Consider the following 13,981-nt stretch of genomic DNA (forward strand, 5'->3'; position numbering starts at 1 on the left):
AAAAGGCACTTAATGCGTTAATATTGGAAATAAGCAAAATGAACCGAAAAAGGTTCGACAAATGGAGTGAACATTAAATGAATAATAATTATGGCATCAATAGGGTTCTAGAGCCAAAGCATGTGCTTCCGACTTCGGCTTGGCAACTTGACAATAACCACAATATATTTCCTGATGAGATTCGTATAGATATAAGGAGAATTCATATAGAGGGAACCAGCTTCAAGGAAATCTGCCTTGAGGCAAATGACAACGATCAGAAGATTAAGCAGAAGATAATGGACATAGTCATCAGAAGGGGTAAGCTCCACAATCCTGTAACGGATACTGGTGGAATGCTCTATGGTGTGGTCAGTGAGATAGGCTCTGAACACGAGAATCTCAAAGGATTTAAGGTTGGTGACGAGGTTATATGTAATGCTTCGCTGACATCACTTCCATTATATATAGATAAGATTACTTCCATAGATAAGTCGTTCGGACAGATAGAGGCAGAGGGCTACTGCATTTTGCCAAATGATGTGCCGATAATAAGAAGGCCTCAGGGGCTGCCGCTAAAGCTTTTGATGTTCACCTTCAATGAATCTGGAACCATCTACAGAATCAGCAGTACAGCTGTCGGCAAGAGAAAGTTCCTCGTTGTTGGTAATAACCTTCTATCAAATCTTCTTTTTGGCTTTGCGATACGCAAGGTAGCAAGAGAAGATGCAGAGGTTATTTGCTTGCTCGACCATAAAACTGATATGGTGCTTAAGGGAGAAGGTATCAACCAGCTGATAAAGAAGGTTTTTACCGAGGTCCACTATGTGGATATCCTAAAACCGCTGGAGTGCATAGCTGATATTGACGGCGATTCTGCTTTTGATCTTTCGGTCAACTGCGCAGATATTCAGGGCGCAGAGACCATCAACATTCTTGCAACAAAGAGTGGTGGAACAGTCATCTTTGCTAACCTGATAAATAACTATAACATCGCACTTTACATAACAGAAGCAATATCTAGACAGCTAGACATCAGGTGTGCTGACGGTTATCTCGAGGCCTACGATAAGTTCGACATTGAGATTGTAAAAGACTTAGCTCCATATATAGAAAACGCAGAGGAGACGACCATAAGACTAAAGGATGATTCTTCCTATGGAGGAACCAAGAGCAGATTCGTGAATGCTAGTGGTGTGAACCAGACCATAATGGAGGACTTCGTATTTACGAGTCATGCGATGTCGGTTGTCATCGATGAGGTTTTGACTGTTGCAAAGTACGACTGTAATGTTTTGATTACCGGAGAAACTGGTGTCGGCAAGGAAAAGGTTGCTAATCTCATTCACAAGAACAGCAATAGAAAGATGCAGCCATTCATCAAGGTGAACTGCGCTTCAATTGCACCATCCATGCTTGAGGCTGAGTTTTTCGGAGTTGAAAAGGACGAATCAAAAGGTCTTGAGACGAGCAAAAAGGGATTCTTTGAGTTTGCAGACAACGGCTCGCTTTTCCTCGATGAAATCGCCGATTTGCCACCTGATATGCAGGCTAAACTTTTGAGGGTGATACAGGATGGAGAGTTCTTCAGAGTCGGAGGTCAGGTACCGATTAAGTTCAATGTTAGAATCATTTCTGCAAGCAATAGGGAGCTAGAGGATTTGATAGATGCAGGTGGATTTAGAAGAGACCTGTACTACAGGCTAAATGTTGTTAGAATTAGGGTTCCGGCTTTGAGGGATAGACCTTCAGATATTCCTGTTTTGGTCGAGCACTTCCTCGATGCCTACGGAAAGGTTTTCTCAATTAAAAGGACGATAAACACAGATGCTCTAGACTACCTAGGACAGTGTGAGTGGCCAGGCAATACAAGAGAGCTTGAAAACATAGTTCAGAGGCTGATGATTGCAGCAAGGAGTGAGGAAATAACATTGCTTGATGTCATGAGAGAACTTCACGCTGATGTCTTTGATATGAATGTGATGAACTCGGGTGATGAGGCAATTGCCATGGAAGAGGTCAACATGCAGGTCATGGTTGAGAACTTTGAGAAGAATATAATCAAGCATGCCATAGAAAAATATGGTTCAACACGTAAGGCAGCAAAGGCTATAGGCATAAGTCAGACTCAGCTCGTTCGCAAGAAAAACAAATACAACATATAATTACGCATTGAATAATTATACTTACTAATCAAGAGAATAACGAGCGTTAATTATAACTGATTGCAAAATGGTTCATATAGTATTTTATGCGAACCGAAATCAAATCGCTTGTTATTTTTTTGTTAAATCCATGTATACACGCAGTCAAGCATATAGAAAAAAATAGAGACTGATTTATAATATATGAAGAATGTATATTACATTATATACGCCAAATAAATTAGTTTAAATTTTTATAATTTTTAGGAGGAAGCTAATATGAAAAAGGGTAATCCATACGGTACTCACAGAGTAATTTCACCAAAGGGTGTTCTACCACAGCCAGCTGACGTTATCGATAACGATATGGAGATCTATGACAACGAAGTTAAGATCAATGTTCAGACACTAAACATCGACTCAGCTTCATTCACATCAGTTTGTGACCACGCTTGTGGAAAGAAGCCTGGAGATGATCTAACTGCTGAAGATATCGAGAAGATAAAGGAAACAATGCTTGGTATCGTTGCTAAGGCTGGTAAGCACAAGAACCCATGGACAGGTTCAGGCGGAATGCTAATCGGAACAGTTGAAGAAATCGGACCAGAGTGGAAGGGTGACCTAAAGGTTGGCGATAAGATTGCTACACTAGTTTCACTTTCACTTACACCACTTGTAATCGACGAAATCGTAGCTATGAGACCAGCTATCGACCAGGTTGACATCAAGGGACACGCTATTCTTTTCCAGAGCGGTATCTATGCTAAGCTACCTGAGGATATGCCAGAAGGACTTGCTCTTTCAGCTCTTGACGTTGCTGGTGCTCCAGCACAGGCTGCTAAGCTAGTTAAGCCAGGAATGAGAGTTCTTGTTATCGGTGGTGGCGGAAAGTCAGGCCTAATGTGCCTATACGAGGCAAAGAAGAGAGCTGGTGTTACAGGTCAGGTTATCTGCGCTGCTGGTTCACAGAGATCAGAGGATAGAGCTCGCGATCTAGACCTTGCTGATGCATACTTCCATCATGATGCTACAGATGCAGTTGGAATGTACGAGAAGGTTATGGAGCTTACAGATGGAGAGCTTTGCGATGTTGTTATAAACTGCGTAAACATCGAGAACACAGAGATGGCTTCAATCCTTTGCACAAAGGACAAGGGTCTAGTTTACTTCTTCTCAATGGCTACAAGCTTCACAAAGGCTGCTCTTGGTGCTGAGGGTGTTGGTAAGGACGTTGATATGATCATCGGTAATGGCTACACAGCTGGACACGCTGAGATCACACTTCAGGTTCTAAGAGAGCACGAAGGACTAAGAAAGCTATTCAACGAGATGTACGCTTAATAGCAAATAATATAAGTACTTAAGAATAATATCAAACTATCAGAGCGCTAGCGCTTTGATGGACAAAAAGACTATTGCGAGATGGGGTGATGACTACCCCATCTCTAATAAAAAATTTCACGGGCTAACCTATGAATGAAAAGGAGAAAATCATGGCACTTAGAAATTGGAAAGACATTCCATTATTTAAGGATGTAACAGATGAGCAGTGGAACGACTGGCACTGGCAGGTTTCACATAGACTCTCAACAGTAGATGATATTGCTAAGGTTGTTAACCTAACAGAAAAGGAAAGAGCTGAGATCGAAAAGGTTATCGGTGGTTTCAGAGTAGGTATTACACCTTACTATGCTTCACTTATGGATCCAGATGATCCAACAGATCCAGTAAGAATGCAGGCTGTTCCAACACTTTTGGAGATGCACAGATCACCTGCTGACGATGCTGACCCACTTCACGAGGACGCAGACTCACCAGCTCCTGGATTAACACACAGATATCCAGACAGAGTTCTATTCCTCATCACAGACCAGTGCTCAATGTACTGCAGACACTGCACAAGAAGAAGACTTGCAGGAGAGACTGACGGTGCTAGATCAAGAGAAGATATAGATGCATGTATTGCATACATCAAGAAGACTCCAGAAGTTAGAGACGTACTTCTATCAGGCGGAGATGCTCTTCTTGTTGAGGATGACACACTAGAATACATCATCAGCGAACTTAGAAAGATTGACCATGTTGAGATTGTTAGAATTGGTTCAAGAACACCAGTTGTTATGCCAATGAGAATAACAGACAAGCTCGTAAACATGCTTAAGAAATATCATCCAATTTGGCTGAACACACACTTCAATCACCCACAGGAAATTACACCTGATGCTAAGGAAGCATTGAGAAAGCTTGCTGATGCAGGTGTTCCACTAGGAAACCAGAGCGTACTTCTAAGAGGAATTAACGACGATAAGTCACTAATGATGGACCTTGTTCATGAGCTAGTTTTGAACAGAGTAAGACCTTACTACATCTACATCTGTGACCTATCAGTTGGTATCGAGCACTTCAGAACTACAATGGCTAAGGGACTAGAAATCATGGAAGGTCTAAGAGGACATACTTCAGGATACTGTGTTCCAACATTTGTAATCGACGCTCCAGGTGGTGGTGGAAAGACACCGGTAATGCCACAGTACGTAATTTCAGAGACACCAGACAAGATCATTCTCAGAAACTACGAGGGTGTTATCACAACTTACACACAGCCACATTTGCCAGAAGTTAAGTGCAACTTCAACTACAGAAATGGTAAGGAAGGCATCAAGGTTTCAGGTGTATCGGCACTTGGAGAAGGCTTGCAGATTAAGTCTATGGAGCCAGCTCACCTTGCAAGACACGAGAGAAACAAGCACTAGTTCTCGCAATAGGTTAAATTTAATATGGGGGACTCCGGTCCCCCATACATTAGATATTAAGGAATTGATATGGGATTGATATATGACTTATCACAAAAATATAAGACTTTATCCATAGTGGGAATGTCCAAGAATGCTGGCAAGACCACTGCCCTCAATTACTTGATTGAAGAGGCGATGGACGAGGGAGTCATGCTAGGCATTACGTCTACTGGACGTGATGGAGAGACTGAGGATCTTGTGACCGGAACCGAAAAGCCTAGAGTTTATCTCGATGAGGATACGCTCGTAGCAGTACCGTCGTTTTTATACGACATGTCAGACGCCGGACTAGAAGTAGTCAGAGAAACCAAGTATTCGACAGCAATCGGAACACTTTTGATTTGCAGGGTAAAATCTGCGGGATATGTTCAGGTAGCAGGACCTGTTATCAATGCCGAGCAAAAACTGCTTTGTCAGGATATGCTAAACGAAGGCTGTGATATGGTTTTGATAGATGGCGCAATCGATAGAAAGACCATAGCATCACCAGATACATCTGATGCGATAATCCTTGCGACAGGAGCTGTCATCTCAAGAAAGATGAACAAGGTTGTTGAGGAAACTGCGCACGTTGTAAACCTTTACTCTATAGATGAGTTAGAGGATGGAATTTACAGGGATGCAATAGAATCATATAAACACGAAGACAAGATTATGACCATAAGTAAGAGCGGAGAGGTTAAGAAGCTTGACCTGCTCACTGGACTTGGGGCAGCAAGACACATAGACGAGGCTATCGAAGAGGATACCGAGTTTGTTTTTATCCCAGGTGCTTTTACAAATAGCGTAATTTCAGATATAAGCACTAAGAAACTTAAACAGGTCAGATTCGTACTCAAGGATCCGACCAAGATATTCATAAATCCTATGGACTGGGGAAGGCTCCGCAAGAGGGGCTTTAGGGTATCTGTCCTAAAGAAGATAGAAATTGCCCTTATAACTGTCAATCCGTGGGCACCGGCGGGATATACCTTTGATAACAGAAGCCTATTAGAGGCGATGAAGGAAGCTATACCAGACATTCCGGTGATTGATGTGAGGATGTAGATATGCAAAACGGAGCAAATAAAAGATTAGCAAATCTGAAGACCAAGGCTGAGACGGGTCTCGATTATGTGATGCTGAAGCTCGATGTAATCTCACCCTTCGGAAAGAAGAAGCTAAAGGCGATGAGACCGTTTTATCCGGGAGATGAACAGCTGCTCAACGAGGAGCTAGACAGGATTCAGGATATAGTTGACTTCATCAAGGCCTATCCTATGCTAAAGGATAAGATTCAAGAAATTTACATGGAGCTCAAGGATTCCACGGGAACCATAGAAAGAAGCGAAAACAGCGTTCTGTCAGTGGTAGAAATATTCGAGGTTAAGTCCTTACTCTTGCAGATGAGAAGGCTCCTTAAGATAACCAAGGAGAGAGAAATTGTAGCGTATAAGCCAGCTTGCGGATGTGTTTCACAGGCCATGGCAGGGCGTGAAGATGAGGGTGCTGAGACGAGCCCCGCAGATAATGAAGCTAATAGAGAAGTACAGATTCCAGAGAAGTATTTTCTTGAGGATACAGAGGAACTTTTAGATATACTCGATCCTAGAAAAGACAGGATGAATACTTTCTACATATACGACGAGTTCAGTGAAGAGCTGGCGTCATACCGAAAAGAGAAGCGCGAGCTTGAGCTAGAAATTAGAAGAGTACAGAAGAAATCAAGGGAAGAGCTACGCAGAGAACACGGCGTTCAGCTTACACCGAAGTTCGATATAGTCGTAGCGAGATCCCATCCGGACTTAGAAAAGATTAAAGGTCTCAAGGAACTCGAAGAGGTCGACCAGGATTACATGAGCATAACTTTTAAGCTAAGACCTAGTGAAGAGGTGTTCAAGATAACCCAGAGCATGGAAGAGCTCAACGACAAGATTGAGGCTGAAGAGGAAAGAATAGCAGAAATACTATCGAAGAAGATCGGAGAGTACAGAAACATTCTTCTCAAGAACTGTGACATAATGGGAGAGTTTGAACTGGCGCTTGCCAAGGGACTATTCTCAATTAAGAGAAATCTCGTAAGACCAGAAATTGTTATGGAGCACGTAATAGAGTTCGATGAAGGCAGGAACCTGCAGGTTGAGGAAATTTTGATGAACAAGGGCAAGGAATACTGCCCCGTATCAATTTCACTTAAAGACGGCGTAACTTGTATAACAGGCGCTAACATGGGTGGAAAGACAATTTCTCTGAAGCTTTCTGGACAGGTAGCAATCCTATCACAGTATGGGTTCTTCGTTCCGGCAAAGAGAGCAAAAATCGGACTTTCAAACTACATGCAGATGCTCATAGGAGACAGCCAGTCAGTAGAAAGAGGACTTTCCTCATTTGGCTCCGAAATGGAGGAACTCAAGGAAATCTTTGATCACAGTAAAGACAGGACTCTCATTTTGATAGATGAGATAGCGAGTGGAACAAACCCAATAGAGGGACTTGCACTCACTAAATCAGTTGTAGATTATTTGATAACAAAACCTTATATATCGCTTATAACGACTCATTTTGAGACTGTGAGCGAGAGAGAGGGTGTTATAAATATGCAGGTCAGAGGACTTGCAGATGTGGACTTTGATCTTCTCGATAGAGAGATAAAGTATGCAAAGAGAAAAGACAGGATAAATATTATATCCAAGTACATGGATTACCGACTCTTTGAGGTCGGCAAAAACGGTTCAGTTCCTAAGGACGCTCTAAATATTGCAAAGATGCTGGGAATCAGCGCGGAGATAATAGATGGAGCGAAGAAATATATCAATAAGGAGAAAAAAGATGAAAAGCAAACTAAATCTTGACTTTGATGTTGTTGCAAGTGCCAGAAATCATGCTGCTAACATTGCCAAGGATATGCAGGAATTTATCTCAAGACACACAACTGTGTCAACTGAGAGAACAATCCTCAGACTTTTGGGAGTAGACGGCGTTGATGATGTTGACACTCCACTACCTAATGTCGTAGTAGATCAGCTTAAGGACGCAGGCGTTCTATCGACAGGTGTGGCATATTGGATTGGTAATGCAATAGTACAGACAGGCAAGGATCCTCAGACAATCGCTGAAGAGATGTCAGAGGGTAAGCTAGACGTAACAAAACTTCCTACCTGTACAGTTGAGGAGGCTGCTGAAGCACTCAAGCCATCAATCAAAAAGACATTCGAGAGAATCGATATGCAGAAGGCAAAGCGTCAGGAATACCTTGACAGAATTGGATCAGGTCCAGAGCCTTTCCTATATGTTATCGTAGCTACTGGTAATATCTACGAGGACGTTCTTCAGGCACAGGCTGCTGCTAGACAGGGTGCAGACATTATCGCTGTAATCAGAACAACAGCTCAGTCACTTCTCGACTACGTTCCATACGGAGCAACAACTGAGGGATTCGGTGGAACATACGCTACACAGGAAAACTTCAGAATCATGAGAAAAGCTCTTGATGAAGTTGGAGAAGAAGTTGGCAGATATATTAGATTGTGTAACTATTCATCAGGTATGTGCATGCCAGAAATCGCAGCTATGGGTGCGCTAGAAAGACTTGATGTAATGCTTAACGACGCTATTTACGGTATCCTATTCCGTGACATCAACATGCAGAGAACACTAGTTGACCAGTTCATGTCCAGAGTTATCATCGGATACTGCGGAATCATCTTTAACTCAGGTGAGGATAACTATTTAACTACAGACGACGCTATTGAGGCGGCACACACAGTAACCGCATCACAGTTTATAAATGAACAGTTTGCTGTACTTGCAAATATTCGAGAAGAGCAGATGGGTCTTGGTCACGCATTTGAGATGGATCCTAAGACAGAGAATGGATTCCTTCTTGAACTTTCACAGGCTATCATGGCAAGAGAAATCTTCCCTAAGGCAAGACTTAAGTACATGCCACCTACAAAGTTCATGACAGGTAACATCTTCATGGGACACATTCAGGATGCACTCTTTAACCTAGTTGCAATTTGGTCACACCAGTCACTGCTCTTGCAGGGAATGCTTACAGAGGCTATTCATACACCTCACATGCACGATAGATATCTTTCAATCGAAAATGCTCAGTACATTTTCAACAACTGTAAGGATATCGGAGAGGAAGTTGAGTTCAAGAAGGACGGAATTATCCAGACTCGTGCTCAGGAAGTTCTCAAGAAGGCTGACAAGCTACTTGCAGAAGTTGAACAGGAAGGACTTTTCACAACTATCGAAAAAGGTATTTTCGGTGGAGTTAAGCGTCCAAAAGACGGTGGACACGGTCTTGCAGGTGTAACTACAAGAGGTGAAAACTACTTCAACCCATTCATAGATTTATTTATGGATCATGAGTAAGGATAAGGAGGTTATGAAAATGGCAGAAAAGACAGTACAGACAACTGGCGATCTAACAAAGGTAAAGCCTTATGGTGATACCCTAAACGACGGTAAAGTAGAAATGGCATTCACACTTCCTGTACCTTATGGTGAAGAAGCTGAGGAATGCGCAAAGCAGTATGTAAAGAAACTAGGATTTGACGAGCCTAGTGTAACATATTATCACGAGCTTGCACCTGGATTTACATTCTTCGTAGTTTACGGTTCAGCTCAGCAGACAATTGACTACACAGCAATCAAAGTTCCTAAGGTTGAGGGTAATGTTCTTGACAGAGTTGAGTGTGGTGAATGGATTGCAGAAAACATCGGAAGAGACATCGTAGTGGTTGGTGCATCAATCGAATCAGATGCTCACACAGTAGGTATCGATGCTATCATCCAGATGAAGGGCTTCCACGGACACTTCGGTCTTGAGAGATTTAAGAACGTTGTAGCATACAACATGGGTTCACAGGTTCCTTGCGAAGAGCTTATCGCAAAGGCAAAGGAAGTAAATGCAGATGCAATTCTCGTTTCACAGACTGTAACCCAGAAGGATATCCACATCATGAATCTGACAAAGATGATTGAGCTTGTTGAAGCTGAAGGTCTCAGAGATAAGATCATCATGACATGTGGTGGACCACGTATTTCTCACGAGCTTGCACAGGAGCTAGGCTACGATGCAGGATTCGGACCAGGAAAGTATGCAGAGCATGTAATGTCATACATCATGCAGGAAGTACAGAGGAGAGGATGGCAGGATAAGCCTGAAATTGCTTCTAGATAATTTAGTAATTTAAACCTATAATATAATTACATTAACCCCTAAGATGTCCCGAGGCTCGTCCTCGGGATATTTTTTTGGTTTGTATTGCTTTAGCAGCGGTTCATCGAACGATAGAGAGATGAACAATTAACCACCGGCTATGCCGGTGAGGTTAGGAAGCTTTAGTGAAAAAAGACCTCCTATGTTAAGATAAATATGGTCACCAACCACATATCAAAACAAGGAGGTAATCCAAAATGGATAAGAATAGTTTATCACATACATCGTGGAATTGTAAGTATCACATAGTGTTTGCACCAAAGTACAGAAGAAAAGCGATTTATGGAAAGATAAGAGTAGACATAGGGAAAATATTAAGGCTTCTCTGTGAAAGAAAAGGAATACACATAATCGAAGCAGAATGTTGTCCTGATCATATACATATGCTTGTAGAGATACCACCAAAATACAGTGTGTCTCAAATTGTTGGATATCTCAAAGGAAAAAGTTCATTGGTGATTTTCGATAAACATGCAAATTTAAAATACAAATATGGGAATAGACATTTTTGGTGTCGAGGCTATTTTGTTGATACAGTAGGGAAGAATAAGAAAAGAATAGAGGAGTACATACGTACACAACTTCAGGAAGATATAGCAGAGGACCAGATAAGTCTAAAAGAGTATATAGATCCTTTCACAGGAAATAAAAATAAATAGCCCTTTAGGGCTTGTAGAAAAAGATGTGCGGTTGGTGAACAATTCAGTACATCTTGAGATGTTGCTGGCAAAAGCCCCTTATAGGGGCAGTACAAACCACCGGCTAAGCCGGTGGTTATGATTACCATGAGGGTTAGCTTGGATTATAACCATGTTCATTACGTGTTGTAATTAAATAAATGCAAAAGTTTCAAATAAGGCAAAATCTTGACTGTACAGAATTGTGGGAATATAATATTATATATAATCGTTTTTATCTAATTCTTAAATCATAGGAGGACAAGATGTTTAAGAAATTTACTAACGGATGCGTACACTTGGTAAACAGATTTCTACCAGATCCATTTATCTTCTGTATTGTCCTAACTATTATCGTTTTTGTCGCAGCTATCCCTGCCACTGGAGCAACGCCATTTCAAGTGCTTGAGCTAGGATGGGGTGTGGGCGTTTGGAACCTGCTTGCATTTTCAATGCAGATGGCTTTGGTACTCGTACTTGGAAGTGCACTTGCAAATGCACCAGTAGTTAAGAGAATTGTTGCAACCATAGCCAGCATTGCGAAGTCACCTGCACAGGGTATCGTTGTAGTAACATTCTTTTCACTTATTGCTTGCTGGATTAACTGGGGCTTTGGTCTTGTAGTTGGTGCAATCCTAGCCAAAGAAATAGCAAGACAGGTTAAGGGAGTAGATTACAGACTTTTGATTGCATCAGCTTATTCAGGATTTGTTATCTGGCACGCAGGTTTCTCAGGATCAATTCCTCTAGCACTTGCAACACCAGGAAAAGATGCACTACAGCTTGCAACGGGTGGTGCTGTTTCCGAGGCTATTTCTACTTCACACACGATTTTTGCTCCATATAACTTGATTATGGTTGGTATAATTATCCTTTGCTTGCCTTTTATAAATGCAAAGATGCATCCATCTCCAGATGAGACAATCACAGTTGATCCTAACCTTTTAGTAGATGATGTAACAGTGTTTAAGAAACCTGAAACACCCGCTGAAAAGATTGAGCAGAGCGTTATACCATCAGCTATAATAGTTCTCGCAGGAGTTGTTTATCTAGTGCTTTACTTTGCACATAATGGATTCAATATCACACTAAACACAGTAAACTTCATATTCCTAATCTTAGGTATTGCTTGCCATAAGACACCAATCGCTTATGTCAATGCAATTACTTCTGCAACTCAGGGAGCCGCAGGAATCATTCTACAGTTTCCATTCTATGCAGGTATCATGGGCATGATGGTATTCAAGCTTGCTGAAGGTGGAACAGGACAGTCGCTAGCTTCAGTAATCAGTAACTTCTTCGTTTCAATCGCAACAGAGGTTACATTCCCACTATTCACGTTCCTATCAGCTGGCATAGTTAACTTCTTTGTTCCATCAGGTGGCGGACAGTGGGCAGTTCAGGGTCCTATCATGATGCCAGCAGGAAAGGCTCTTGGTGTAGATCCAGCTATCACAGGTATGGCTATCGCATGGGGTGATGCTTGGACAAACATGATCCAGCCATTCTGGGCTCTTCCAGCTCTAGGAATCGCAGGACTATCAGCTCGTGATATCATGGGATATTGCATAATTACATTGCTCTTTACAGCGCTGGTAGTATGCGGTGGATTCTTAATTGTAGGACTGATATAGTCTAATGATTTTCATCACAAAATAGAACGCAAATATTGGCCACAATCCGTGAACTTCATTGAATTGTGGCTGATTTTGTGCTATAATATTCAAAGTGAACATTATAAAGAAAGGTGATTTAGAAATGTCAATTAACAAAGTAATAACTGCTGACGAAGCAGTAGCCGGAATTGAAGACGGTATGACGATTATGGTCTCAGGATTCCTGGGAACCGGTTCACCTGAGATACTTATGGACGCGCTCGTAAGAAAGGGCGTTAAGCATCTTACAGTAATCGGTAACGACGGCGGACTTGCAGAGGGACAGCCAGCAAATGGACCTGGTAAGACACCAAGAGGAATTGGTAAGCTTTTAGAGCATGGTATGGTTGACCACATCATAGCTTCCCATCTAGGTGTTAACCCAAGACTTAATGAACAGTTCGCAGCGGGTACTCTAACTTACACACTTGTTCCACAGGGAACACTTGCAGAGAAAATCAGAGCAGCTAACTTTGGACTCGGTGGCGTACTTACACCAACAGGACTTGGTACACCAATGGAGACAGAGAAGGATGAACTTGGCAGAGACAAGATGGTAGTAGAGATTGATGGCAAGAAGTATCTTCTAGAGAGACCTCTTCATGCTGATTACGCACTATGCAGAGCTTCCATATGCGATAGATTTGGCAACTTTATGTGCCACAAGGCTACTAAGAATTACAACTATGTAATGGCAGGTGCTGCAGATAAAGTAATTGTAGCAACAGAAAAGCTTGTTGAAATCGGAGAAGTAGATCCTGATACATTCCAGGCTTCCGGAGTTCCGGTTGATTATGTAGTGGAAGGAGAACCAAAATGGCAGATATAAAAGCAAGAATTGCTAAGAGAGTAGCAAAAGAACTTCACGATGGAGACGTTGTAAACCTCGGTATCGGTCTTCCAACAATGGTTCCACAGTTTGTACCAGAAGATGTTACAGTAACACTTCACTCAGAGAACGGATTTGCAGGACTTAATTCAGTTATTACAGATATCGCAGAAGCAGATGTAGATAACATAGACTCAGGTGGAACATATGTTACAGTAGTTCCATGGGTAAGCTATTTTGACTCAGCTACTAGCTTTGGAATAATTCGTGGCGGACATGTTGACGCTACAGTTCTTGGAGCTATGCAAGTAGCACCTAACGGAGACCTAGCTAACTGGATTGTTCCTGGCAAGAAGGTTGCAGGAATGGGCGGAGCTATGGACCTCGTAGTTGGAGCCAAGAAGGTTATCATTGCAATGACACACACTCAGAAGGGTAACCATAAGATTCTTGAGAAGTGCACCCTTCCTCTAACAGCAGAGAAGGTTGTTGACATGATCATCACAGAGATGGGCGTTATGGAAGTTAGACCAGAGGGACTTGTAGTAACAGAACTTCACCCTGACTTCACCAAGGAAGACATCCAGGCTGCAACAGGATGCAAGTTAATCTTCGCACCTGATATGAAGGCGATGGAAGAAGAGTAAAGCGAATCTTCACCATAGTCTAAGCATATAGAATTAGTTGAAA

The 13,981-nt window shown here is 42.1% G+C and carries 9 protein-coding genes and 2 pseudogenes; all 11 read left to right on the top strand.

Translation table 11 applies throughout. The annotated features are described in order from the left end of the window. Positions 1–1,250 precede the first annotated feature (1,250 nt). Positions 1,251–2,144 (top strand): annotated as a pseudogene (locus tag ADJ67_02625) (hypothetical protein). 258 nt (positions 2,145–2,402) lie between these two features. Next, on the top strand, positions 2,403–3,464 hold the full coding sequence (locus ADJ67_02630) for an L-erythro-3,5-diaminohexanoate dehydrogenase (GenBank protein AKT46685.1): 1,062 nt from the start codon (positions 2,403–2,405) through the stop codon (positions 3,462–3,464). A gap of 152 nt (positions 3,465–3,616) precedes the next feature. Continuing rightward, positions 3,617–4,876, top strand: coding sequence for a lysine 2,3-aminomutase (locus ADJ67_02635; GenBank protein ID AKT46686.1), 1,260 nt, complete (start codon positions 3,617–3,619; stop codon positions 4,874–4,876). 69 nt (positions 4,877–4,945) lie between these two features. Next, on the top strand, positions 4,946–5,965 hold the full coding sequence (locus ADJ67_02640) for a hypothetical protein (GenBank protein ID AKT46687.1): 1,020 nt from the start codon (positions 4,946–4,948) through the stop codon (positions 5,963–5,965). A gap of 803 nt (positions 5,966–6,768) precedes the next feature. After that, positions 6,769–7,749 (top strand): annotated as a pseudogene (locus tag ADJ67_02645) (hypothetical protein). Then, positions 7,727–9,280, top strand: a complete 1,554-nt coding sequence (locus ADJ67_02650; protein ID AKT46688.1) for a dioxygenase — start codon at positions 7,727–7,729, stop codon at positions 9,278–9,280. The pseudogene ADJ67_02645 and the gene ADJ67_02650 overlap by 23 nt, the downstream one beginning before the upstream one ends. Positions 9,281–9,299: 19 nt before the next feature. After that, a complete protein-coding gene (locus ADJ67_02655) occupies positions 9,300–10,091 on the top strand; it encodes a dioxygenase (GenBank protein ID AKT46689.1) in 792 nt (263 codons plus the stop codon). Between the two features lie 236 nt (positions 10,092–10,327). After that, positions 10,328–10,789: a transposase gene (locus ADJ67_02660; protein ID AKT46690.1), complete on the top strand. Its 462-nt coding sequence runs from the start codon at positions 10,328–10,330 to the stop codon at positions 10,787–10,789. A gap of 284 nt (positions 10,790–11,073) precedes the next feature. Next, complete coding sequence (locus ADJ67_02665) at positions 11,074–12,441, top strand: short-chain fatty acid transporter (protein AKT46691.1); 1,368 nt, start codon at positions 11,074–11,076, stop codon at positions 12,439–12,441. Between the two features lie 130 nt (positions 12,442–12,571). Further along, entirely contained in the window at positions 12,572–13,291 is a 720-nt protein-coding gene (locus ADJ67_02670; protein ID AKT47641.1) for a branched-chain amino acid dehydrogenase, read from the top strand. Further along, positions 13,279–13,938 carry an acetate CoA-transferase gene (locus ADJ67_02675; protein ID AKT46692.1) on the top strand — a complete coding sequence of 220 codons (660 nt, stop codon included), beginning with the start codon at positions 13,279–13,281 and terminating at the stop codon, positions 13,936–13,938. The genes ADJ67_02670 and ADJ67_02675 overlap by 13 nt, the downstream gene beginning before the upstream one ends. The last annotated feature ends 43 nt before the right edge of the window (positions 13,939–13,981 follow it).

The sequence above is a fragment of the Eubacterium sulci ATCC 35585 genome (genome assembly GCA_001189495.1).
Classification (GTDB): domain Bacteria; phylum Bacillota; class Clostridia; order Peptostreptococcales; family Anaerovoracaceae; genus Eubacterium_B; species Eubacterium_B sulci.

Bases quoted from the DNA above. Each gene is read 5' to 3' on its own strand.
- ADJ67_02665 (AKT46691.1), top strand. From the start codon at position 11,074: ATGTTTAAGAAATTTACTAACGGATGCGTACACTTGGTAAACAGATTT.
- ADJ67_02650 (AKT46688.1), top strand. From the start codon at position 7,727: ATGAAAAGCAAACTAAATCTTGACTTTGATGTTGTTGCAAGTGCCAGA.
- ADJ67_02635 (AKT46686.1), top strand. From the start codon at position 3,617: ATGGCACTTAGAAATTGGAAAGACATTCCATTATTTAAGGATGTAACA.
- ADJ67_02630 (AKT46685.1), top strand. From the start codon at position 2,403: ATGAAAAAGGGTAATCCATACGGTACTCACAGAGTAATTTCACCAAAG.
- ADJ67_02660 (AKT46690.1), top strand. From the start codon at position 10,328: ATGGATAAGAATAGTTTATCACATACATCGTGGAATTGTAAGTATCAC.
- ADJ67_02640 (AKT46687.1), top strand. From the start codon at position 4,946: ATGGGATTGATATATGACTTATCACAAAAATATAAGACTTTATCCATA.
- ADJ67_02655 (AKT46689.1), top strand. From the start codon at position 9,300: ATGGCAGAAAAGACAGTACAGACAACTGGCGATCTAACAAAGGTAAAG.
- ADJ67_02675 (AKT46692.1), top strand. From the start codon at position 13,279: ATGGCAGATATAAAAGCAAGAATTGCTAAGAGAGTAGCAAAAGAACTT.